Genomic DNA, 25,014 nt, shown 5'->3' with positions numbered 1-25,014 from the left:
AAAACCAATAAGTGAAGAAAATTAACTTATAGACTTTAGTCTAATGCCAAACTAGTAAGCAATTCATAGCAAGTGCTTTAATTATAATTAGTAAACACCACCTAATTTAACTCCCTTATCAATCGCAAACCTATAAACTCCCTCGCCCATATGCCATAATCTAAATAATTCATTATTTTAGTAACTTGGCGTGCATTTAGGCGTTTTTAAGTTAACTTCTCAGGGTTTTTAGCATGGCATATCAAGAGCAAAATCAAGCAACAATCTACTGGCACGATTATGAGACCTGGGGGGCGAGCCCTCAGAAGGATAAGCCGAGTCAGTTTGCGGGAATTCGTACCGATCTTGATTTAAATATAATTGGCGAGCCGCTTATTGAATATTGTAAGCCGCAAGCGGATTACTTGCCTCACCCTGAGGCATGTTTAATTACCGGTATTACGCCACAAGTGGCGATGCAAAAAGGTTTGGTTGAGGCTGAGTTTATAGCCAAAATTCACGCTGAATTTAGTGCGCCAAACACCTGTGTGGCTGGTTATAACAGTATTCGCTTTGATGACGAAGTAAGCCGTTATAGCTTTTATCGTAACTTTTACGACCCGTACGAGCGCGAATATAAAAAAAATAACAGCCGCTGGGATATTATTGATTTAGTACGTGCGTGTTATGCGCTGCGCCCTGAGGGGATTGAATGGCCGTTAAAAGAAGACGGCAGCCCGAGCTTTAAGCTTGAACATTTAACGGTAGCTAATGGCATTGAACACGCCGCTGCTCACGATGCGCTAAGCGATGTAACTGCCACTATTGCACTGGCTAAACTTATAAAAGAAAAACAACCAAAGCTTTATAATTTCTTTTTTGGGCTGCGTAATAAAAAAGCGCTTGGTGAGTTAGTTGATGTATTTAACATGACGCCGCTAGTGCATACATCATCGCGTATTCCTGCAACGCAGGGCTGTACTACGTGGGTAGCGCCTATGAGCTTTCATCCGGTAAATAAAAACGCCGTTATATGTTTTGATTTAACCCAAAACCCGCAAGTATTGCTTGACTTAAACGTAGAAGAGTTACGTAAACGTTTATACACCAAACGCGTTGATTTAGCCGAGGGTGATTTACCTGTTGGTTTAAAATTGGTGCATTTAAACAAGTGCCCTATTTTAGCGCCTGCTAAAACGTTATTGCCTGAAAACGCAGCCCGTTTAGGCATTGACCGCGAGCAATGCCTCGCTAATTTAGCTATTTTAAAGGCCAATACCGAGCTTCGCGATAAAGTAACCGAAGTGTTTAACGAAAAAGGTGATTACAGCGCAACCACTAACGTTGATTACTTACTTTACGATGGCTTTACAAGCCATGCCGACAAAGCTAAATTTGCGATTATTCGCGATGCTAAACCAGACGAGCTAGCGGGCTTAAATTTAGATTTTGAAGATAAAAAGTTCAATACATTACTGTTTAGATACCGCGCGCGAAACTGGCCTGAAACGCTCAACCAGCAAGAGCTTGACCAATGGCGTCAGTATTGCCAAAACAAGTTAATGCACGGAGAAGATCAACCCTCAATTAGCGCACAAGATTTTATGATCACCCTTGAAAACTTGGCCCATGAGCACGACGACAGCGAAAAAAACCTAACCATTTTAAAGGCTTTGTATAACTACGCGCAAAGCATGTAATTTTCTTTTAGTTTATTTGTATAGCGCATATAAAAACGCGACGCTTTAACTACTAAAGCGTCGCGTTTTTGTTTAAATTACGGGCTTTGCCCGGCACGCCAGCAAGCTGCGCGTTTACATTGATATACTCAAAACGTTATTTTTTGTGCAGTGCTTCAATGCGTGCTAGTAAGCTTGATGTATCGTATCGGCCGCCACCAAGCGCTTGTACGTCGGCGTAATATTGATCAACCGTTGCAGTCATAGGTAACGTAGCGCCGTTGTTTTTAGCTTCATCAAGCGCGATGCCTAAATCTTTGCGCATCCAATCTACCGCAAAACCAAACTCGTACTCACCTGCCCACATTGTTTTGTAGCGGTTTTCCATTTGCCACGAACCCGCAGCCCCTTTTGAAATGGTTTCAATTACTTTTTCACCATCAAGCCCTGCTTGTTTGGCAAAATGTAAGCCCTCGGCTAAGCCTTGCACTACGCCGGCAATACAAATTTGATTAACCATTTTACATAACTGCCCTGCGCCCACATCGCCTAATAACTGGCTAAAACGGCTGTATGCTGCCATTACGGGTTGCACTTTAGTGAAAACAGCTTCGTTACCGCCAGCCATGACTGTAAGCACGCCGTTTTCAGCACCTGCTTGTCCGCCAGATACGGGCGCGTCTATAAAATCTATATTTTGCAGGGCTGCTTTTTCTGCTACTTCACGGGCTACTTCGGCCGATGTAGTAGTATGGTCAACCAAAATGCTATTAACGGCCATCCCCGCTAAAACACCATTTTCGCCGTAAACAACCGCACGTAAGTCATCGTCATTACCTACACACATAAATACAATATCAGCATTATTAGCAGCTTCTCGCGGCGTGGTAGCAAAGCTTCCTGCATACTCATCTACCCAGCTTTGCGCCTTTGCTTGAGTGCGGTTATATACACACACATTAAAGCCCGCTTTTGCTAAATGCCCTGCCATTGGGTAACCCATTACCCCTAAACCTATAAATGCAACATTGATTGACATAAAAGTGCCTTATTTTCCTGCTAACTTAGAAACTATGCCCGATTATGTCAATCGGCTGCTTAAAAAGCGAATTAAGTCTTTATAAATTTCCAACGTAAGGAAATAAGTAGGTAACCATGGATAGTATTTATCAATTTAGTGCCCCTTTGTACAACAGCGAAAGCTTTGCGCTTAGCCAGCTAAAAGGCAAAACAGTACTTATTGTTAATACAGCAAGTAAGTGTAATTTTTCGGTGCAATTAAGTTCGCTAGAAAAGCTCTATCAAGAATATAAAAATAGCGGTTTCACTATTTTAGCGTTTCCGTGTCATCAATTTGGCCAAAACGAGCCGCTTGATAACCTCGCGATTAAAGACTTTTATCAAGGGCAATTTGACGTGTCGTTCAAAGTGTTTGGTAAGGTAATGGTAAATGGCCCCGAGGCGCATCCGCTGTTTAATTATTTAAAGTCGCATACCCGTGGTATTTCGCAAAACCGCGCAGTAAAGTGGAACTTCACCAAGTTTTTAATTAACCCACAAGGTCAGCTCGTTGCACGTTATGCGCCGCGCACCAAGCCCGAAACGCTTAAACAGGTCATTGAGGCAAATTTACCTAGCGCACTAAACGCTAATAATTTAAATAACGCAAAAATAATACCCAACTTTAATGCATTAAAAGGCGCTTAATTATTCTAAATCAATAAACGGGTGGTTACTCAAGCATGCTTTATTAAACTAGTTTAAGGTTACGTATAATACCAATCAGCAATAATACTTAATCATTTTAGGGGCTAAACGTGTCGCTATCTGCGTTAAAAAACTCTCATTTACGACTGCATGAATGCAGAAGGTAGAGCAATGCAGGAGCAATTGCCGAGAACAACTAAATAGCGAATTTTTTACCTTACTATCAACGCGTTTTTACATCCTCAAAATAGATCACTTGATTATACGGATTGCTATAACAGCTAGGCTTTGGAGTAAATAACATGAACATTGCTTTTTTTAGTACGCAAAAATACGAGCAGCCTTTTTTTGAGCGCAGTATTAACAAACACCCTCAAATAGAGATTTGTTACTTTGAGCAAGCACTGAACGAGCAAACAGCCCTGCTTGCTAAAGGGTTTGATGCTGTATGTGTATTTGTAAACGACACGGTTAACGCCCTCGTTATTGAGCTCCTTGCTGAGCATGGAATTAATACTATTTTACTTCGCTGCGCAGGGTTTAATAATATTGATTTAGTGGCTGCCAAAGCACACAACATTAAGGTATTACGAGTACCCGCATACAGCCCAGAAGCCGTAGCTGAGCACTGTGTTGCACTTATGCTTACCCTTAGCCGTAAAACACATAAAGCCTATAACCGCGTACGCGAAGACAACTTTGATTTAAACGGTTTATTAGGCTTTAACTTACACGGCAAAACAGTTGGCATTATAGGTTGTGGTAAAATTGGCCTTGCCATTTGTAATATTTTAAATGGCTTTGGCGCGCATGTTTTAGTGTGCGACCCTTATGCAACACCTGGCAATTACACCATTACCGATTTAGATTCGCTGCTTACTCAAAGCGATATAATTTCACTGCACTGCCCTCTGAATGAGCAAACACACCATTTAATAAATGACGATGCATTTAATAAAATGAAACCTGGGGTAATGCTAATTAACACTTCGCGCGGTGCGCTACTTAATAGCAAAGCGTGTATAAATGCGCTTAAAACTAAAAAGCTAGGGTATTTAGGGCTTGATGTGTACGAGCAGGAGTCGGAGCTATTTTTTAAAAACCACAGCGACGAGATAAACCAAGACGATATATTCTCGCGCTTAGTTAGTTTTAAAAACGTATTAATAACTGGCCACCAAGGCTTTTTTACTCAAGAAGCCCTTAGCGAAATTGCCAATACCACCATACAAAACGCTATGGAAATTAATGAACAAAGACCTTTAACCAATGAGGTTTTATAAAGCCGCGGCCCATTAATTTAGCTTTACCCGTTTTGCTATTTACATAACGGGTAAAGCTTAAAATACTTTAGCCAAACGCAACGTTTGCAAAAACAAGAGTCATTAATACTGGGCACACAAAACGAATGTATTGAGCAAACCAGTAATGCGTGCCGGTGCTGGCTTTATGAAGCTTATTACCGCGTTTCCACATCCAACCTGCGGTTATAAAATAAAATAGCCCCATAAGTGGTAGTTGGTACTGAGTAAATAGCATGATTACTAAACCAAATAACCACTCAAAATTTAATATTATTGCACTAGCGCATATTAACACCACTAGGCTAACGGCCCACGTTGCTTTAGTACGGTCTACGCGGTGGTTTTCTACTAAAAACGCTACTGGTATTTCTGTGGTAGAGATAGTAGATGTAACCGATGCAATCGACATAAGTACAAAAAACAGTAACCCAATTAGTAAACCAATTTCGCCCATGGTACTAAAAAGCTCAGGCAAAATAGCAAATATAAGCTGCCCTTCACCTATAAGTTTTCCGCCGCTAAACACCTCTACCCCGTTATGCTGCGCTACATAAATTGCAGGCACTATCAGTAAACCTGCTAAAAATGCCACACTGGTATCAAGTAGTGCAACGCTTGCAGTTAGTTTTGGCAGATTTGCATCTGGCTGCAGGTACGAGCCATAAATCATCATGCAGCCAACCCCTAATGAGAGCGAAAAAAACGCCTGCCCCATTGCAGCAATAATTAAATTTGGGTCAAGCACTTGGCTAAAATTAGGAATTAAATAAGCGGCAAACCCTTCGCTGGCGCCTTCTAAACTGGCTATATAAAAAATTAAGCCTATTAGTAGCACCAACAACAATGGCATTAAACGACGTGACCAGGTTTCAATCCCCGATTTAACCCCTTTTAAAATAATACTGGCGGTTAAAATAAGCATAAGCGGCGTAAATATAAAATTACGCACCATAGAGTCGCTGTGCAAAAATTCGCTTGCTGCGGTAAAACCAAAAAATGTAGTAATAGGCTCTATCGCGTAAGAGAGCATCCACCCAGCTACAATAGAATAAAAGCTAAGCATAACCACAGCGCCCGCAAGGCCAATATATCCTGCGGCAGCCCCTACTTTTTTGTTGGTATTTTGCCACGCATTACCCAATGCTTTTACTGGGTTTGCTTGCGCTTGGTGGCCTAAATAAAGTTCGGTATAAAGCGCAGGTAGCGCAAGTAAAAATATAACTACAAAGTAAACCAATAAAAATGCACCGCCACCATGGTTGGCCGCCTGCGTAGGAAAACCCCAAATATTACCTAAACCCACTGCTGCGCCTGCAGCGGCTAAAACAAAACCAAAACGGCTTTGAAATCCATCACGCACTTGTGCCATACATCTACAAATTCTGTTATTCTTTGATTATTGTGAATTAAACCATATTTAATGCCAACTGAGTAATAAAATTGCTTTTGGCATAAATAAGCGCTGTTAACCGCTCATAATTACAGCACTCACTTATTTTAAGCGCGTATGACTAACCACTTTTTTAAAAACACCCTAAGTATTGCTCCCTCTTTTTATAGCGATTTACCCCCTAGCAACAATACTATTTTAGTGTTTAATGCCAACACACTTAATGTAGAACACCTTGATTTAACCCAGTACCTAAGCCCATTTGAGCTAAGCGTTATAAATCGTCGTAAACGCATGCAAGCAAAGCAAGAATATCTAGCATCGCGCATATTACTAAAGCAACTTGCAAAGCATGCTCAGCCCCAATACGCACACATACCGCTTAATAAAATGAGCACCCACTTTAATGAAGAATGCTCAAAACTACAGCTCCATATAAACCACACCGTTATAAATACCTGTATTTCGCACTCGCACGGCTTAGTTGGCGTTGCACTTAATGTTACTAAGGCGGAGTTTGGCTTTGATATTGAAAAAATTAACTTAAAACGCCCATTCGAAAAGCTCGCTAAGCATTTTTATCATAAGGCTGAAATTGCCTTAATTACCGCGCCTTTGGCTATAAAAGAGCAAGCCCACCGCTTTTTTAGAATTTGGACCTTAAAAGAGGCACTCGCTAAAGCAACTAGCCGCCCAATAGCGCAATTGCTTAGCCCAAATGTATTTGATGAATTTTCTTTGTTAAACCTTACAGCATCGAGTAACACCATAACGGTTGCCAATGAGGAGTTTGATATAAGCGTGGCGCATAAAAAAAGCACCGACTGGCGGTGCTTTATACTTGATAACTTGGATACTTAATAACTTGGCTTTAAAAGCTTAAGCAGCGCTTTCTAATAATCGGCTGTGTATTGCTTGTACCACGGTATCTGATTCGCTTTGCTCTACTAAAAAGCATAAATTGTGCTTGCTTGCACCATGACAAATTAATCGAATATTAAACTCTTTTAATACGTTCATTAGGTTCATTTCGTGCTGGCGTAGCTGTATTTCAGAGCCTATAAGCGCCACTAGGGTTAAGTTATTTTCAACCGATACATGACAAAATTCGGCCAATTTATCTAAACACGCTTGCTCAAGCTCAGGTCGCGAGGCATTAGGCGCGTTATCGAGCGTAATGGCAACACTAATTTCTGAGGTAGTGACTAAGTCTACCGATATATTAAACTCACTTAAAATGGTAAATACACGGGCCAAAAAGCCACTTGCTAATAACATTTCTGGGCTTTTAAGCGTTAGCAATATTTGGTTTTTACGCTGCGTAACGGCACGAATACCTGGCTGCTGCGATTTTTCACGCTCAATCCACGTCCCCCCGCGCTCTGGCTCGCGGCTAGAGCCTACAAATACATTAATATGGCTACGGCTTGCTGGTAAAATAGTCGCAGGGTGCAATACTTTTGCGCCAAATGTCGCCATTTCTGCGGCTTCATCAAAGCTTAAACGAGCAATTGGCGTTGCCTTAGCGCATAAACGCGGGTCGGTGCTAAAAATACCCACTACATCGGTCCAAATGTGTACACTTTTAGCGTTAATAGCCTCTGCTAATAACGCCGCACTGTAGTCAGAGCCACCACGGCCAAGCGTTGTGGTTTGGCCAAATTCATCACTACCAATAAACCCTTGTGTAACTATTACTTGCTCATCTAATAACGGAATTAACAGGTCTTTAGCAGCTTGTGCAGTGGCCGCAACATCGGGCGTTGCTTTACCAAATTGGCTATCAGTTTTAAGCACTTTGCGTACATCAAACCTATCTGCATTTAAGCCTTTTAAGCGCAGCACTTGAGCAAATAAATAAGACGATAAACGCTCGCCAAAGCTAAGCAGCTCATCGTGTTGTTGATCAGTGGTGAGTGTTTCAAGGGCTAACGTTTGAAACGCTTTTAACGTCTCGTTAAAACCTACGGCTAAATCGGCATCAAGCGACAGCTCATCTAAAATAGCCTGTTGAATAGCCAATACGCCATCTATGTGTGCTTGGCGCTGCTCTTTACTAAGGTCGGGTTTGCACAGTGCAACTAAGTGGTTAGTTACGCCGGCACTGGCGCTCACAGCTACAATACGTACGCTTTTATCTGCAACAATAATTTCGCTGCAGCGACTCATCGCTTCAAAGTTTGCAACACTGGTTCCGCCAAATTTGGCAACGATGTAATCTGATTTTGCGCCTGATACTGTTTGTGGCACTGATTGGGTAGTCATTTCGTCTCCTTTCGCGGTATCCAAACCGCTAAAAAACAAGAAGAACTTGGCAAAGGAATGCAAATAAGATGTGTCCGCTGCCAGAAGCTCTCCACCTAAGTTGGTGACAGTTTTGGGGATTCAGCCCCATAAACCGAAAAACTCGGTTGACGTAACCTTGTTTTCCTCGGCGAGTACTTCCCTCTTTAATGGTTATAGGCGTTCGTCACCTACCATTAAATACCTAAGTATCGCACCTCTTCTGAATGTTGTATTAACCTGTGGCTAATAAAACAAAACCCCACTATGTAGCGGGGCTTTGAAAGTTATCGTTTAGACGTCTAGCTGTCAAGGTGTTTTAGTTAATATAACGCGAATAATTTAGCCCGGGTTTACATTGCTGGCTACTTTTACAGCGCTTAATGTAACTCGCCTGTACGCCAGCTAAAAAAATGTGTAAATTAAGCCAGTTAATAACGAGTACTTTTTATTATAAAAATATAAAAACTACGCTCTGCTTTAAGCGTAGTTAACTCATTACTAGGATGTATCACCGCATTATGATCCCAGCTAAAAAGCTGCTTAACACCCTTAGCGAACATTGGGGTGTTTTAGAGCTATTATTTAAACGTTTTAAAATGGCCGACTTTAGCCTCAAAGACGTGCAAAACGCTATTAAGCAAAAACAGCCCACATGGACAAACGAGCGCATTTACAAAGAAACAAATCGTTTGCTCAATCAAGATATACTTATTCCATTGGCTAAATCATCCCAGCTTGAAATAAACCGCGCCATTGCCGATTTTGCGACCTTTTTATTACAAGAAGAACACCTAGGTTTAGCACAAGAAATTAGCGTTTTGGTTGATGATTTAGCACGCCTAGGAAACCGATTAGATAATGCCGGCGAAATAGAAGACTATGACGATTTACGCCGCTATAGCCGCATTATGGATGATCGGGTGCGTAAAATAATGAAGCTTTACGCGCACAACGAAAACGCTATTTTAAACATTGTTGAGCAAGCTAAATCTGATCACGCGGTGCAATCTTTGCAAAAGCGCTACAAAGCGGTAATAGAAGCCTTTGACGAATACATAGAGCCGATGCTTGAAATGGTCGATATTCGCGGTGACTTTCATGCCTGTTTTACACTTATTGAGCAACAAATAAGTAAGCAAATAGAGCACATTGAACGCTCAGGTAAAGCCTACAACGACAAACGTATGCTTGAGCAATTGCGTACTCGGATACTCGAAATGCATTTAGTTGGCCGAGAAAGCTTACGCAAAAGTGCCGATATGCTTATGCCACTGCGCGAAGAGCTACGCCGTAATAACCTAATTACCCGCCAGGCAGCAAAAGTGCTGGGCCTTGTGCGTAAAAATGGCGTAGACAACATGCTAAGCGCGGTACAACCAAACTTTGTAAGCGATGCGCAGCGTTATTCGCTTGGCCAGCAGCGTCATATAGTTGCCTATATGGCAAGCTTGGTAGAATTTGAACACGAAGAATACCAGCTCCCAGAGCAACAAGACGTGCCGGCATTTGTTACGCCAAACATTCCTGATTACCACGATGTTAAAACAAGCTTTGCAAAACGCTTTAATAAAAAACGTAAAAAGCCCCAGCCATTACTGCAATTTTTAGATGAAAGCTACCCAGAATTAGACGCCGACGAAATGCTATTTTTATATCAAAAACTAGTCAGCGACAGTGAAATTCACATTAGCCAAAGCGATGAAAAAACACGCGTAAAAATTGCCGGCCAGCATTTTTCGTTATACCCATTTAATTCTGCGCCTCAGCCAGATACACAGGCAGACGAGTAACACATGACACATATAAACTTAGACGAGCTTACGCACCTACAAGCCATTAATAAAAAATTAGGTGCGGGTTACCATATTTGCGAACAAGACAACGTAATGTGGCAAGAGCTTGACCAGCACATAGAATCTTACAGCGCCTTATTTAGCGCCCTTGGCCACGATTTAAAACACGACAGCCGCGGCTTTTACTACTTTGCCAGCGACGAAAGCACGCCAAACATGGGTAAAATATCTCGTGCTATTGCACTGACTATTTACATTTTAATTGAGCACTTTGCCAATACGGGTAAAGACCCAATGCGTGCCCTATTTGATGAAGTAAACGACTTAGAACTGATGCAAACCTTAGTGCAAATTAATAAACACTTGTTTGATCAACTTGAGATATTTTCGGGCTCAGATTTACGAAAAGATGTATACCTGCGCATGGTACGTTTAGGCCTTGCCCGCGAAGTAGAAGGCGGCTTTATGCTACAAGCGCCTATTCACCGCTATATTGATGCACTTATGGAAGTAAACGAAGAAACCTACATTACAGAGGACGAGCAATGAAAAACTTATACGGACTAAGTAAACTCGCCCTACTTAATACCGCAGGCTATGCAAAATGTGTTATTCCGCTTGATAAAAGCAGCTCTATTTGTGCGCCAAACAATACCGGTAAAAGCTCGGTTATAAACGCCCTGCAATTTCCGCTAATAAACGATTTACGCTTAACCGAATGGGACGGGCACGATTTAGATGAAACCCGTAAATTTTATTTTTCATCAGATCAGTCGTACATCTTGCTTGAAGCCAACCTCCCCCATGGCTCGGTGGTTATTGGTGTAGCAGGCCTTGGTAAAATAGCCGGTTACGCGCATCAGTACTTTTGTTATCAGGGCAAACTTGATTTAGCGCAGTACACGCAAGGTAATACCATTATTAAGTTTACCAAGCTGTTTAATCATTTAAAAACGCAAGGTTACAACCCTATAGAGCTTAAAGCACAAGAGCTAAACGCCCTGCTTACCGGCGGCGCAACCCCTTTTGACGGCGACATTAATTTAAAAATGATCCCGCTAAATAACGTGCAAGACTCCGCCATTTATAAAGAAATTTTTAGGCGTATTCTTAACTTACACAAATTGGGTGCAAGCGATGTTAAACGCTTTATGCTACGTGTGTTTGAACGCCATATGTCTAACTCTAAAGTGGACTTTTACGAAGTATGGCGTCGCTCGTTTGATAAAGTAAATCGCGCTAAACGCGAATTAAAAGCGCTTGAATCAATGCAAGAGCCAATAACAGCGCTTGAATCTATGCTTGAAAACCAAACCGTGCTTAAAGGTAAGTTAGCGGCCTACGCGCCTAAAATTGATCAAGCATTAATAGACTTTGATACCTACCAAGAAGAGCAACTAAGCGAACTAGCCATTGCCCTTGAAGACATAGAGCACGAAAAACACGAGTTTGAGCAAAAGCAAAGCTTATACGTACAGCAATCGCGCGATATAGAGCGCAGGCAAACCCAAATAGAGCAATGGTTTTTAGATTACAGCGCTCTTAAAAGCGAATTTGAACTGGTAAATAAAGCCACCCTTAAAGCCAACCTTGGCCAACTTAAGCAAGACTACGAGTCACTTTCGCACTCTATTACCAGCGCACAAGGGCAAAGCCTACACACGCTTGATTACCGCATTAGCGAGACCCAAAAGCAAATTAAAAGCTTAAAACTGCAGCTTAAAAACCTTGAGTTTAATTTGTTTACTCGAATGCGCGAAGACCTATCACTTAAAGAGGTAGAAGAAATATCGCGGATTTTAAACCCCGATATTCTCTCGTTTGCCACCACCAGTAATGGCGATATAACCATTGATGATGAAGACGCCTTTGGGGAATTTTTATCGTTATTAAGCGAAAACGTTAAAGGCGGTGTACTAACCCTACCAGGGGCAAGCATTAAACTTAAAAAACTTTCCCCAGTGCAAATGCAAAGCGGCGAAAACAAAGCCCAGCTTAGCGCTCAGCTAAACGCGCTGGAACGCTCGTTAAAAGAGTTTAAACAACAGCGCGAAGTAGCCGCTAACGTGGCCGATAAACAAAAAGAAAAAGATGCGCTTTACGATGAGCTAATGAGCGCAGAGAGCGCACTAAAACGCTTAGAGCAATTCGAGGTAATGCAGCAATCGGTAGAAGCGCAATCCATGCTAAAAGAGCAGTTATTAGCAGAGCGCGAACAAGTTGACGACTACCTGCAAGACATTCAAAAAAATAGTGGCTCAATTGCTGACAGGCGCTCGTTAATTAAATCTAAGCAAGAGCAAATTAATCGCCAAACCGAGCGCCTACGCCAAGTTAAAAGCGAGCGAATCGACCACACGCTTGATTTATACAGCGGTAAAGTAACCCCGTATATGATTGATATAACAGTCGACTTTGATAACTTAAGCGACCTAGTACATCACTTTAATAAAGACTGCCAAGAGCTGCGCAACTTTGACATAAACGTGCGTAATACCTATTTGCATGTATATAACGCGGGTATTACTAAGTTCGATAACGAAAACGACGAATTTACTAAATACCAAAAGTTGATTAGCGCGTTTCATAACCTTGATAACGAACGCGATGCCGTTGAGCGCCAAGGCCGCGTAGCCCTGACCGAAGTAGCCGCCACAATTAAAGGCTTGCGCGAAGACTTAGACCGCCTTCGCCGCGAAATGAACAGCTTTAATAAAGGCATAAGCCAGCACCGTATTTCTAACCTTCAAGCGTTTAAAATTAACGTAATACCGCGCAAAATGCTGGTTGATAGTATTGATACCATTATCAGCACGTCGCATCAGTTTGAACAAGGCGACACCCTTGATTTATTAAGCCAAGAACCTTACAGCGAAAGCGCGGTAAACGAAGCAAAAGATCACCTAATAAAACTTGCCTCCGACAAAGCAGGCCTTACATTAACTGACTTATTTGATATTCGTTTTGAAGTGGTTAACCGCGCTGGCGAAACCGAACACTTTGAAAAAATAGACTCAGCTGGCTCAAACGGGACCCGTATTACTATTAAGTTATTATGTGGCATGTTGTTTATTCGTTACTTATTAAGCGATCAGGAACAAAACCTTTACCGTATACCTATTTATATTGATGAAGCGGCCGACATTGATCCGCAAAACCAAAAAGCAATCATAGAAACGGCACTGAGCTTTGGCTTTGTGCCAATTTTTGCCTCGGTTAAGCCGCAGGTAAGCTGTGATTACATTGTACCTATTCGTTCAGTAAAAGATGGCGCCCAAAACTGGGTAGACGAAAAAGACTGGATTGAAGTTGAACACAATTAATTGGCCGTTAAGGCAAACTAACTAAACTAAAATATAGGACGTTAAACTAATACACATTTAAACGATGTGTGTTATTTTAAATTAACGCATTTCATTGGAGCAAAGGTAATGAAAAATATACTTATTGTTGCAGCGCTGACATTACTTACAGCCTGTACGCAAACCCCAGACTGGGATTACGACAAATCAGCCAACTTTAGTAATTTTAAAACATTTGCTTGGGTAGAAAACGCGAGCTTAACCAAAGACACCACAAACTACCAAATTAACGGCTTAATGGAAAAACGTGTACGTACTGCCGTTAATAAAGAGCTTAGCCAAACATTAGGTATGAGCTTAGTAGACCCAGCCCAAGCTGACGTACTAGTTAACTATCATGCATCGGTAGATAAAGAGCTAGAAGTAGACAGCTTTAACGTAGGTTACGGCGCACGTTGGGGATACTGGGGTACGGGTTTTCAACGCGATATTAGCGCCCGCGAATACGAAGTGGGTACGTTAGTAATTGATATTATTGACCGCGAATCAAACCAACTTGTATGGCGCGGCGCAAAAGAAGGCCGTTTAAAGAAAAAACAATCGCCTGAGCAACGCGAAGCATCAATTAAAGAAACAGTCGCTAATATTTTAAGCAACTTCCCGCCGCAAAAGCAGCAGTAAGTTAAAATTAGCGTTAAATAAGTTTTAAAAAGCTCACATTATGTGAGCTTTTTTGTGGGTAAAAATAATACCCAGTCTTAATTAGCGCACCGTCGTTAATTTGGCAAAATATTCAAAGGAAGAAATTTAAATCTGATAAGTATTATGATAAATTGGGAACAAATATTTAAAGGAATAAATAATATGTCATTAGATCCAACCTTCGAACTTAAAATTAAAAATCTATTCCCTAAGGAAGTCTTACGTGAAATGTTTGCTTCATTAGACTCTGATCCAGAATTTAGACACGCTGGCGTTATCTTCGAGGCCGAGAAAGATAGTATTGCAAAACTCTCTGTAAATCCTGGTAGTTTACTTTTAAATCCAAGTAGCCATTATAACAGTAAAATATTAAGAGTAAGTTGCAGAGCAGATAGGAAAAATATTTATATTCGCGAATATATTTTTCCTAAACAAATGAAAGCCGATAAAAGAATAGATAAAATTAATTCCTCACTTTACGATGAATCATTTAATGCTTTTGTCTCGTGTGCCGGAGCCGCATCAGGTTGGGTGTTAGTATTTGCAGAGATGGGAGGCGGGGCTGCAAGCTTCGGTGCTACATGGGCTGCGATTCCATTAACTTTGACATCTACTACCGCCGCCACTTTTCAATGTGGAGTTAGTACTGGGCGTGTATTTAATCACCTAAGCGGCAATGCAGAATATAACCAATGGCTTGATACATCTCCTACTTTTTCAACTTTGATGGTTACATTAGATGTTATTCAAGTTGCCGACTTAACTAAAGCAGGTTTAGAAGCTGGTTCTTTACTCGTTAAATTTAGTCAAAATAAAGCTTTAGGACAGAATAAACTATTAAAAATGTATAAAGGAATGACTCGGGAAAATCGTAAAAAGCTTGCAGTAGAACTTTTGAAACTTAAAAAGCCTGAGTTAATCAAAAACCAAAAATTACTTAAGCAAGTTTTGAGAGGGCAAACTCTTCTCGATGATGGCACTAAAGCAACAAAGGTATACACTCAGGCACAAGTACAGAGGTTAATCAGAAGCTCTTTTTACAAGGCATTTCTAACTAAAACATCATTAGCTACTGGAGCAGGAACTGCAGCCACGATGTATGGAAGCGTAAATGGCTTACATAATAAAATAAGAAATTCAGCAAGCTATATTATTGGCATAACTACAGAGTGATATATGTTAAATAAATTAAAAGTTAAATATCTCGTTGTTATTTTAATTTTGATTGGGTTCAGTATCGGCTTTTTTAATATTAGCTGGCCTAGTTTTAAAATCTCTAACCATAAAATCACTTATATACAAGATAAACTTAAAAGCGGTGAATTATCACCTAAAATGGTAATAATACCGCCAGGTACAGGCACCATAGGCGGTGAAAATTTTCGCTCTTTTCAAGATGAAGCCCCTATTTTTAAAGCAGTAATAAAAGAAAGCTATGCACTAAGTGAAACCGAGATTACTTTTGCACAATATGATCAGTTTTGTAAAACCGGAATTAGGTCGTGTCCTAACGATGAAGGCTGGGGGCGTGGTAAGCAACCTGTTGTAAATATATCTTGGTTTGATGCTGTTGCTTACACAAAGTGGTTGAGCAAAGAAACTGGCAATATTTATCGCCTGCCTAGCGAAGTTGAGTGGGAATACGCAGCTCGCGCTGGATCAACGAGTAAGTTTTGGTGGGGTAATGATTATGAACAAGGCATTGATCACTGCGATAGAGATTTAGGGGGTTGTCCAAAGGGGGCTGATTTAGGACACCCTTGGCATGTAGGTATTTTAAAGCCAAACCCTTTTGGCTTATACGACGTCACTTCTAATGTCTATGAGTGGGTAGAGGACTGTTATGTAGATAATCATAACAATGCAACAAAGACTATTGCTCCTATTAAAATAATTAACTGTAAGAATAAAACGGTTAAAGGGGCTAGTTGGACCATGCCACAGCCTCATGTGCATCACTCACTTAGAATGGGTTTTACTATAAATTCGAGAGCTAACTCTATTGGTTTTAGGGTCTTAAGAGAAATTAAAAAGGTTAAATAAAGGATTAAAATGAAACCTACATGCCCTTGTTGCCATCATAAGATCAAAAGTACGGAAATAAAAAATACCAATAAAAAAGGGATATTTTTTGAAGTCGAGTGCCCATATTGTCAAACATGGATACGTTTGAATAAAACACAAGAAATTATAAAAGCTGCTGGAATATTACTTTTATTAATAACTAGTCTTCTAAATATTTTCAGTATTCAAAGTGAATATAGTTTAGTTTTCTCAACCGTAGGCTTTGTTGGAATATTTATAGCTATGATTATTACTTTTTTTGGTAAGCATGAAGCAATCAAATAATAAAAAAACAAAAAAGAAGCCAAAAATAAAACACGCTAATATTAGTAATACCAGAATGTTATTAAATAAAATAGCATTCTCCTTGTTTTTTTTAGCTATAGGCTCCTTATCCATCATAATCGCAGTAAAATCTATATACGACGGTTATGTGCTTACACCAACAGATTATCGTGTTGAATCTGAGGTTTATTTTTTCTCGACCTCTCCATTTGCTTATCTTTTTAACCTTTTCTTTTACTTAGGATGTGGGATCTTTTTTTTAGCAGTACCGTACCTAAGCAGAGAAATGTTTCCGCGTAAAAAAGAGAAAAAGCTAAGCAAAAAAGCTCAAAGAAAAAATAAACAATAGTTTTTATTAAGTCGTTTTGTATTTATACAATAAATCAAAAGGTATATGGCAATAGTCATCTGGGTGGTTGGTTAAACGGTCTTGATGCTCAGGATCGCTTGGTACGTAATTGGTTAGCGGCTCTACCTGAACTACAATTTTATCGGCATCGCTGCGCTTTTTGATATAGCTGTTTGCTGCGTCTAAATGGGTTTGGTGTTTACTGTAAATAGCACTGCGGTATTTAGGGCCTTCGTCATCCCCTTGTTTGTTAATACTGTGTGGGTCAATAATTTCAAAAAAGTAGTCAAACAGCTTATTTAAGCTAACGGCGTTTAGGTCAAAAATTACCTTTACGCATTCAGCATAACCATCATATTCGCCATCTGTAGTTTTACTTGTACCATTAGCGCGCCCTGCCTGTGTGCTAACAACACCTGGTAAGTGTTTCATAAACTCTTGTACGCCCCATAGGCACCCACCAGCAAAGTAAATAGTATTGTGTTCTTTAATATCCATTATAAATGTTACCTAATGAGAAAAGTGTGAATGGTTATCAAATGCAGATATTAACAAATTAATGTACAATCGCGCACAAAATGACTGCTGTTACATTTGGCTATTTTATCATGCTCAAATATGAGCTTTGAAATTAATTGTAACCGCAGCTACAAATAAAAAAACGACGAGAAACACATGAACCGCACACCATACATTATATTGCCTGCACTATTATGCAGCGTTACTCCATTTGCTTATGCTAATACGTTATCTGATGAGTCTTCAATCGAGCAAATAACAGTGGAGGCTTCGCCTACTGCGAATAAACTGCCTGTAGGTACATTTGACTCGCCTATTTCTAATTTAGAATACGATCCGCGTGTAGATCTTCAATCACGAAATATGGCTGAGGCACAAGCTGATGTAACTATTCGTGGCGGTATTTTTGAAAACACCGGCTTTAGAGTAGGCAGTGCTACCCTGCTTGACCCGCAATCTGGTCATTATTTTGCTGAAATTCCCATTGCACCGCAAATGCTAAGCGGCCCAGCAGTTTTAACCGGTGCCGATAACGCACTGTACGGTATGAACAGCTCTGTAGGTACGGTTTCGTTTGGTTGGAAACCGATTATTACTGGCGGTAGTGTATCGCTTGGTACTGGTACGAACGACTTTAATCTTCAAAGCATTCATGCTGCTAAAAACACACAACTTGATAGCTTAGCTGACTATACCTTAGGTTTTGAAGGTGAATATTCTCACTCGCAAAGTGATGGCACTATTGATAATGGTGACCATGACTTTTCGCGCGCCTCAGCTCGCGTGCAATTGGCAAGTAAGAATAGCCAAACCGATTTATTTTATGGCTCGCAAGATAAGTTTTTTGGCTGGCCTAACTTGTATACCCCTTTTGGCGTTAACGAAACTGAAGATTTAGAAACCCGCCTTTGGATGCTTAATCACAAACAAACCTACGCTAAAAACAGTAATTTTGAAGTATCGGCGTATTACCGCACCCATGACGATCACTATATTTACTCGCGCGAAAACCCAAGTGCATTCGAAGCGTTTCATAAAAGCGAGGTTAAGTCGCTTGCTCTTTCGGGTCGCCATGCACAAAGCAATGCGTTTGCAATCAATTACTCAGCACAATTTATTGATGACTCGATTGAATCAACCACACTTGAAAATAATTTTACCTCACGAAAATATTATAAGCTGAGCGTATTGCCCCAATACACTATGGCGCTAAAAGCTAACCAACAGCTTATATTTCGTTTAGGGGCTGCGTATGACGATACAAACCGTGATGATGCTGAAGTATCAGCCATTGGTGATATAACCTTAAATACCCAAAATAATGACGGCACAGCGCAAAGTGTTTATTTATCGTACGCGCAGGCGAGTCAAGTTGCAGGCTATACAGCTATTGGCGGCAGCGATTCTGGCGGATTATTTAGAAGTAACTACAACCTTGAACGCGAAGCTACTTCAAACTTAGAGCTAGGTTTATTACTTGAAGAGCAAAGCTGGCAGTTAAACTCGGCTATTTTTTATCGAAAAGATAATAACTTAACCGATTGGACCTTTAATTTTGACTCTACCTCGGCGCGCTTTGCAAACCCGGTTGATATTGATACTGCAGGGGTTGAATTTTTAGCGACTAAGCACTTTGATACAGCAAAACTTATTGCTAGCTACACCTATTTACATAAATCAGAGAACTACGGCGCTGCCGATATTGATGCCAGTTTTTACGCGTTAAACTTCCCCGATCACCGTTTAACACTTGGCGCTGTGTATAACCCAACTGATATTTTAGAATTTAGAATAGATAACGAATGGCGTACACAACACAAAAATGCACTTAGAAACGGCGACGACAACGCGTTATTTACCCAGCTAACGCTTAAAATAACCCCGCCTCAGTTAAGCAATTTATTTATTACTTTAGCGGCAGATAACTTATGGGATGAGTCGTTTGAAGAAATACCTGGTACACCAGGGCGTGGTGAACAATATACATTAAGCGCAACGTACAGTTGGTAAAATTAAAGCGGCGTTTACAAACTCAATTTATACTTTGGTTTGTAGACGCTGTGTTTTTTATAAAAGCTCTATATTAAGCAAAAAAGTTGCACAAAAAGAAACGAATAAGCAGTAAATGAGAAAACAAAAGCCAACCAATACTTAAAATCAATCTCTTCCTCTAAAAGCGCAGCGCCTCTTGCCCTCTTTGTGAGTTACTCACTTTATGGCCTTAAGCCAGTAAAAGCAGCGCGTTTTTATATAAAGCAAAGCTAAAAAGTTGCACAAAGAGAAGCTAATGAGTAATAAATGAGAAAACAAAAGGCAACTACTGCTTAAAGTTAATCTCTTCCTCTAAAAGCCCCGCGCCTCTTGCCCTCTTTGTAAATAATCCACTTTTACAGGCTTTGCCTGTCACGTAAGCAAGCTTCACGTCTACAAAACAACCATATATCTACACATTTGCGGTAGACGCAGAGCTTGCTCGCGTGAACAGCGCAGCTTTTAATTACTTAAAAAATTACTCAGTAATAGATAAATGTAAATATATGTGTATTGACTTCGTAAGCTAGGTTAACTGCTCAAGTTCGGTAATAAGCGCTAGAGCCTCTGCATTAGTTGACCCACATACATCGCGCGTGGCGCTAAAATCGCTACATACTTTAGGGCGGCTTTCATCGCCAAATAGTTTACATAAATTGTTCTCATCAAGCTGAATACAACGCTCTCCGGCTTTTTTACCGTTTGGCATACCGGGTATTGGCGAACTAATACTCGGTGCAATGCAACATGCGCCGCAGCCTAAGCGACATGCCATAGGCTCTGTTTTCATAAATACCTCTGTTAGTTAAAGCCAGGCCTTTGTATTTAAATTTACACCCTGCCTAGCCCATTATTTATCTGTAATACACATATGTAATGCTTTGTTACATCTTAAAACGCCTTGTAAACACTTTATTGCGTATTATTGCCTTGTCACCAAATATATGAAGGAATGCCTTGTGGCTACTAAAAAACAAATTTTATTACCAGTCGCGGTTTTAGCAGCCGGGATTGCACTCGCTTTTGGCCTTTCAGCCATGAAAACGCCACCAGAAGAAAAACCAGAGCAAGACACTCGCCCACTTGTTGCTGCGCAAAACGTAAACATTGATGCAATAACGCTCGATGTTAAATCGTACGGCGTAGTAAAACCTAAAGACCGTACAGAACTGGTTGCACAAGTAAGCGGGCAAGTTATTTCAGTAGCCGAACAATTTGTTGAAGGCGCGTTTGTTAAGCAAGGCGATATTTTAGCACGAATTGATCCAAATGATTACGAGGCTGATTTAATTGAGGCCGAAGCAGGCCTTGCCCAAGCAAGTTCAGCGCTCGAAATAGAACGCGCGCAAGCTCACGTAGCTAAAGCCGAATGGGAACGTATTAAATCAGACTCAAGCGATGCAATTGCATCGGAGCTTTATTTACGTAAACCACAACTTGCAGAAAAAATGGCAAACTTTCGCTCTGCCCAAGCCCGTGTAAAACGCACTAAACGTAATTTAGAACGCACGTACATTAAAGCTCCTTACGACGCTATAATAAACCAACGCACCATTAGCTTAGGCTCAGTGGTTAGTGCGGGTAGCAAGTTTGGCGAGCTAAGCGCTACCTCAGTTGCAGAGGTACGTTTACCGGTTGCAGATAAAGAGCTGCAATACTTAGATAACGGCGGTATTGGCGCATTGGTTACGCTTAACGCTGAATTTGCCGGCAAGCAAACAACCTGGCAAGCCAAGGTTGTACGAAGTGAAGGTGTGGTAGATCAAACCAGCCGTATGAGCTATTTAGTTGCCCAGTTACCAACTCCGTACGCTGATAACACCAAACCACTGCGTTTTGGCTCTTATATAAATGCCACCATAAAAGGCCGCGCGCTTGATAACGCGATTATAGTGCCGCACCATTTAGTTAAAAATAACAAAATTGCTATTTTAAACGACGATCACACCCTGAGTTTTAAAACGCTTAATATTGTACGTGAACAAAACGGTATGGTGATTGCGGACCAAGGCTTAAACAGTGGTGAGCAACTTATTACCTCTGCCCTTGAATACCCAACAGAAGGCATGGCGGTTAAGCTGGAAGGCACTGAGCCTAAAAGCGATGTGACTCAATTAGCACTTAAAGAGGATACACCATGAGTACCTCAGAAAAAGGCTTAATTGCTTGGTTTGCACGTAATCCAGTGGCGGCAAACCTCATCATGATTTTTATACTTATTGGCGGGCTTTTAACAGCACTGACAATTCGTAAACAGGCATTTCCGCAGTTTGAAAGTAACTGGGTGAGTATTCAAGCGGTATACCCAGGCGCAGCCCCGCAAGAGGTTGAAGAAGGCATAACCATAAAAATTGAAGAAAACCTTGAGGGCACCGAGGGTATAAAACGTTTAATCACTTACTCTAACCGAGGTTATGCGCAAGCGTGGGTAGAAATAGAAGAAAAATACGACCTACAAGAAGCCCTAGACGAAATAAAAGCGCAAGTTGACTCTATTAATACCTTTCCGGCAGGAATGGAACGCCCTGTTATTCAACGAGAAAAATTTCAGCAAGAGGTGATGATCCTCGCGCTTTATGGCGACATGAGTTACTACCAGCTTAAAGAGCTAGGTAACGACATAAAAGATGAACTACTCGCCTTACCTGGCGTTAATTTAGTCGACTTTTACAGTGGCCTAGATTACGAAATAGGCATAGAAATAAGCCCCGACAAACTACGTGAATATGGCCTAACTTTTAGAGATGTATCAAGTGCGGTGCAAAATTTTTCTACCAATATGTCGGCAGGGCAAATTCGCTCTGACACTGGCTATATTTCAATGCGTGTTGAAAAACAAGCTTACCGTGGTGGTGAATTTGCAATGCTTCCGCTTATAACGCTTGCCGATGGCGCACAGATTAACTTAGGCGATGTAGCAACGATTAATGATGGCTTTGAAGAAGGCTTACTTTACTCTAAATATAACGGTAAAAACTCACTCACGTTTGAAGTAGATGCCTCAAAAGATCAAGACATTACCGATGTAGCTAAAATTCTTAAAGGCTACATGGCAGAAAAACAATCGAAACTTCCACAAGGCGTAAAGCTCTCCCCTATTGTTGATTTAACTTACTACCTTGAAGGTCGACTCGATATGATGATCGACAACATGGTATGGGGCGGTATTTTAGTAATGATAGTGCTGGCACTGTTTTTACCGCTGCGTTTAGCTTTTTGGGTAATGATGGGCTTACCGGTGTCTTTTCTAGGTGCCTTTTTGTTTATGCCAATTGGCTTTTTAGACATCACCATAAACATGGTGTCGTTATTTGCCTTTATTATTGTACTTGGCATTGTGGTCGACGATGCCATAGTCGTGGGTGAGTCTGCCAGTGCCGAAATAGAAAAACACGGCCATAGCCTTGATAATGTTATTCGCGGAGTTAAGCGCGTTGCAATGCCTGCCACTTTTGGTGTTTTAACCACTATCGCGGCGTTTTTACCGCAAGCTATGGCATCGGGCCCAGGCGCTGCGTTTTCTAAAGCCATTGGTGTGGTTATTATATTGTGTTTGATTTTCTCGCTGATTGAATCAAAGCTAATATTACCTGCGCATATTGCAGCCATGAACCCACGTAAACCTAACCCTAAAAACCCATTACATAAACTGCGTAATGTGGTTGATAGTGGCTTAAAACACTTTGTACAAAACTATTACACGCCTTTTATAGGTCATTGTATACATTATCGTTATACCGTAATTATTGGCTTTTTATGTATATTAATAGTCAGTGCAGGTATGTTTGCAGGCGGCTTAGTTAAGTTTGTGCCTAACCCTAAAATACCGCATGATTTTCCGCGTATTACGCTTGAAATGAACCTGGCCTCTTCGGAGCAAGCCACCCTTGAAACGGCTCGTAAAATTGAAGATGTATTACTCAAAGTAGATAAAGAGCTTGAAGAGCAATACGGCCAAAGCATGATCCGCGATTTATCGGTAAGCTTACGTGGGCGTACTCAAGCAAACATTATGGCTATTTTAGTAGAGCCACACTTGCGCCCTATCGACACCTTTGCATTAAGCACCCTGTGGCGCGAACAAATGCCCCCGCTTCCAGGTGTTAAAACGCTTAATATTCAAGATAATATTTTTAGCGGCGGACGTGATGACGGCGACGTAAGCTTTAGGCTACAAGGCAAAGATGCCGATGAGCTAAAAGAAGTAGCCGGTAAATTAAAAGCTAAACTACAAAGCATGGAAGGTGTAGGCGATGTAAACGACTCACTGCAAAGTGCCACCGACGAAGTACAGCTAGATTTAAAACCACTGGCGTACAGCATGGGACTTACACTTGCCGATGTTGCATCGCAAGTAAGCTTTAGTTACTACGGATTAGAAGCACAGCGTATTTTACGCGAAGGCGAAGAAATTAAAGTAATGATACGCTACCCAGAAAGCGAGCGTAACTCAATTAGCAACATTCAAAATGCGCGTATTATTACCCCAACCGGCGCAGAAGTACCGTTAAGCGAAGTAGCCGAAGTTAGACTAGTAGATGGTGTAAACCGTATTCGTCGTGAAAACTCAAACCGTACTGTTAATGTGTGGGCAGCGGTAAATACTGACCAAGTTGAGCCGTTTGCTATTGCACAAGAAATTCGCGATACCTATTTACCTTCACTGCTTAAAAGCTACCCAGGCGTTAAAAGTAATGTGGCTGGGCGCGTACAAGAAGAAATGGACAGCGCCGATGAGCAGTTACGCGACTTTGCTATATCGCTGATGATTATATTTGCCTTATTGGCCATTCCGCTTCGCTCTTACTCGCAGCCGCTTATTATTATGTCGGTTATTCCATTTGGTGTAGTAGGTGCTATGTTTGGTCACGTAATATTAGGTATGACCATGAGCGGGCTGTCTATGTTTGGCATTATTGCCGTAGCGGGCATAGTCGTAAACGACTCACTCGTAATGGTTGATTTTGTAAACAAAGCACGCGCAGAAGGCATGGCCGTAAAACAGGCCGTTATGCAAGCCGGTGCAAAGCGCTTTAGAGCTATATTGCTTACCTCAATCACTACATTTATTGGTGTAATGCCAATTATTATGGAAACCAGCTTACAGGCTAAAATAGTTATTCCTATGGCGGTATCGCTGGCCTTTGGTGTGCTATTTGCCACGGTAATTACTTTAATACTTATACCTTGCCAATACGTAGCATTAGAAGACGCTAAGCGCCTTACCCGTAAGCTACTTGGTAAATCGCAGCCTATAAGTGTTCAACCGACACCCACTGCCAAATAATTACAGTTTCTCTCCCAACCATTAAAGCTCGGCCTAATACGCCGAGCTTTTTATTGCCTGCAAATTGCACTGCATTATTAATAGTTTTTATAAAGTGTTTCAAATAAATTATGGGTAATTATTTTAATTATATCAGCGTATTATGCGCCCTCAATTTAAAGCATCGCTAACGCATTATAATTTTATTGCTTAGCACTAAGCTCACACCGCAATGGTTTTGAGCCGCTTGTCAGTTAAGTGCCCTCCACTTAGTTCTAATAACGTGGGAGTGTTGACCTTTGGCGTTTGAATTTGCAGCAGTATGTTTGGTTTTTAGGCAAGGCAGAGCCTATGAAGT

General features: G+C 41.0%; 20 protein-coding genes and 1 riboswitch. Of the genes, 15 read left to right on the top strand and 5 right to left on the bottom strand.

Going from position 1 to position 25,014, the window contains the following annotated elements; genetic code table 11:
* Positions 1-233: 233 nt before the first annotated feature.
* On the top strand, positions 234-1,679 hold the full coding sequence (gene sbcB / locus SJY38_RS05330; protein WP_288422436.1) for an exodeoxyribonuclease I: 1,446 nt from the start codon (positions 234-236) through the stop codon (positions 1,677-1,679).
* A gap of 136 nt (positions 1,680-1,815) precedes the next feature.
* Here the strand turns inward: sbcB and SJY38_RS05325 are convergent, their stop codons facing one another.
* A complete protein-coding gene (locus SJY38_RS05325) occupies positions 1,816-2,697 on the bottom strand; it encodes an NAD(P)-dependent oxidoreductase (protein WP_029773952.1) in 882 nt (293 codons plus the stop codon).
* A gap of 116 nt (positions 2,698-2,813) precedes the next feature.
* Here SJY38_RS05325 and SJY38_RS05320 point away from each other — a divergent pair, with 116 nt between their 5' ends.
* Both SJY38_RS05320 and SJY38_RS05315 read left to right on the top strand, forming a co-directional pair.
* A complete protein-coding gene (locus tag SJY38_RS05320) occupies positions 2,814-3,365 on the top strand; it encodes a glutathione peroxidase (protein ID WP_004587708.1) in 552 nt (183 codons plus the stop codon).
* A gap of 302 nt (positions 3,366-3,667) precedes the next feature.
* A complete protein-coding gene (locus SJY38_RS05315; RefSeq protein ID WP_286743391.1) occupies positions 3,668-4,648 on the top strand; it encodes a 2-hydroxyacid dehydrogenase in 981 nt (326 codons plus the stop codon).
* A 67-nt stretch (positions 4,649-4,715) separates the two neighbouring features.
* Here SJY38_RS05315 and SJY38_RS05310 read toward each other — a convergent pair whose 3' ends face one another.
* Positions 4,716-6,038, bottom strand: coding sequence for a sodium-dependent transporter (locus tag SJY38_RS05310; protein WP_004587706.1), 1,323 nt, complete (start codon positions 6,036-6,038; stop codon positions 4,716-4,718).
* A gap of 138 nt (positions 6,039-6,176) precedes the next feature.
* On the opposite strand from SJY38_RS05310, the gene SJY38_RS05305 reads away from it, so the two are divergent.
* Positions 6,177-6,920: a 4'-phosphopantetheinyl transferase superfamily protein gene (locus tag SJY38_RS05305; protein WP_286743395.1), complete on the top strand. Its 744-nt coding sequence runs from the start codon at positions 6,177-6,179 to the stop codon at positions 6,918-6,920.
* Positions 6,921-6,938: 18 nt separating this feature from the next.
* Here SJY38_RS05305 and lysC read toward each other — a convergent pair whose 3' ends face one another.
* Positions 6,939-8,324, bottom strand: coding sequence for a lysine-sensitive aspartokinase 3 (gene lysC / locus SJY38_RS05300; protein ID WP_138684990.1), 1,386 nt, complete (start codon positions 8,322-8,324; stop codon positions 6,939-6,941).
* A gap of 76 nt (positions 8,325-8,400) precedes the next feature.
* Positions 8,401-8,573, bottom strand: a riboswitch (Lysine riboswitch).
* 290 nt (positions 8,574-8,863) lie between these two features.
* On the opposite strand from lysC, the gene SJY38_RS05295 reads away from it, so the two are divergent.
* The 8 genes from SJY38_RS05295 (at position 8,864) to SJY38_RS05260 (ending at position 16,840) form a co-directional block, all read left to right on the top strand.
* Positions 8,864-10,135: a hypothetical protein gene (locus tag SJY38_RS05295; protein WP_054983136.1), complete on the top strand. Its 1,272-nt coding sequence runs from the start codon at positions 8,864-8,866 to the stop codon at positions 10,133-10,135.
* A 3-nt stretch (positions 10,136-10,138) separates the two neighbouring features.
* Positions 10,139-10,687, top strand: a complete 549-nt coding sequence (locus tag SJY38_RS05290; protein WP_024033404.1) for a hypothetical protein — start codon at positions 10,139-10,141, stop codon at positions 10,685-10,687.
* The gene (locus SJY38_RS05285; RefSeq protein WP_377109370.1) at positions 10,684-13,461 is read left to right on the top strand and encodes an ATPase; all 2,778 of its coding nucleotides are present in this window, start codon (positions 10,684-10,686) and stop codon (positions 13,459-13,461) included. The genes SJY38_RS05290 and SJY38_RS05285 overlap by 4 nt, the downstream gene beginning before the upstream one ends.
* A 108-nt stretch (positions 13,462-13,569) precedes the next feature.
* On the top strand, positions 13,570-14,121 hold the full coding sequence (locus SJY38_RS05280; protein WP_004587699.1) for a DUF4136 domain-containing protein: 552 nt from the start codon (positions 13,570-13,572) through the stop codon (positions 14,119-14,121).
* 183 nt (positions 14,122-14,304) lie between these two features.
* Positions 14,305-15,315, top strand: a complete 1,011-nt coding sequence (locus SJY38_RS05275; protein ID WP_157742992.1) for a hypothetical protein — start codon at positions 14,305-14,307, stop codon at positions 15,313-15,315.
* Positions 15,316-15,318: 3 nt separating this feature from the next.
* A complete protein-coding gene (locus SJY38_RS05270; RefSeq protein WP_096041531.1) occupies positions 15,319-16,185 on the top strand; it encodes an SUMF1/EgtB/PvdO family nonheme iron enzyme in 867 nt (288 codons plus the stop codon).
* 9 nt (positions 16,186-16,194) lie between these two features.
* On the top strand, positions 16,195-16,491 hold the full coding sequence (locus SJY38_RS05265) for a hypothetical protein (RefSeq protein WP_096041530.1): 297 nt from the start codon (positions 16,195-16,197) through the stop codon (positions 16,489-16,491).
* Complete coding sequence (locus tag SJY38_RS05260) at positions 16,475-16,840, top strand: hypothetical protein (protein ID WP_096041529.1); 366 nt, start codon at positions 16,475-16,477, stop codon at positions 16,838-16,840. The genes SJY38_RS05265 and SJY38_RS05260 overlap by 17 nt, the downstream gene beginning before the upstream one ends.
* 6 nt (positions 16,841-16,846) lie before the next feature.
* Here the strand turns inward: SJY38_RS05260 and SJY38_RS05255 are convergent, their stop codons facing one another.
* A complete protein-coding gene (locus SJY38_RS05255) occupies positions 16,847-17,338 on the bottom strand; it encodes a peptide-methionine (S)-S-oxide reductase (protein WP_286743411.1) in 492 nt (163 codons plus the stop codon).
* A gap of 177 nt (positions 17,339-17,515) precedes the next feature.
* Between SJY38_RS05255 and SJY38_RS05250 the strand changes: the two genes are divergently transcribed.
* Positions 17,516-19,369 carry a TonB-dependent siderophore receptor gene (locus tag SJY38_RS05250; protein ID WP_286743414.1) on the top strand — a complete coding sequence of 618 codons (1,854 nt, stop codon included), beginning with the start codon at positions 17,516-17,518 and terminating at the stop codon, positions 19,367-19,369.
* Between the two features lie 547 nt (positions 19,370-19,916).
* Here the strand turns inward: SJY38_RS05250 and SJY38_RS05245 are convergent.
* Positions 19,917-20,180: a YkgJ family cysteine cluster protein gene (locus tag SJY38_RS05245; protein ID WP_029774574.1), complete on the bottom strand. Its 264-nt coding sequence runs from the start codon at positions 20,178-20,180 to the stop codon at positions 19,917-19,919.
* 169 nt (positions 20,181-20,349) lie between these two features.
* Here SJY38_RS05245 and SJY38_RS05240 point away from each other — a divergent pair, with 169 nt between their 5' ends.
* Positions 20,350-21,531, top strand: coding sequence for an efflux RND transporter periplasmic adaptor subunit (locus tag SJY38_RS05240; RefSeq protein WP_004588902.1), 1,182 nt, complete (start codon positions 20,350-20,352; stop codon positions 21,529-21,531).
* Entirely contained in the window at positions 21,528-24,677 is a 3,150-nt protein-coding gene (locus SJY38_RS05235) for an efflux RND transporter permease subunit (RefSeq protein WP_286743419.1), read from the top strand. The genes SJY38_RS05240 and SJY38_RS05235 overlap by 4 nt, the downstream gene beginning before the upstream one ends.
* Positions 24,678-25,014 lie beyond the last annotated feature (337 nt).

Source organism: Pseudoalteromonas sp. R86517 (assembly GCF_042466295.1).
Classification (GTDB): domain Bacteria; phylum Pseudomonadota; class Gammaproteobacteria; order Enterobacterales; family Alteromonadaceae; genus Pseudoalteromonas; species Pseudoalteromonas atlantica.
Note: the sequence above shows the minus strand (reverse complement) of the source record. Positions and strands in the feature narration are given on the sequence as shown.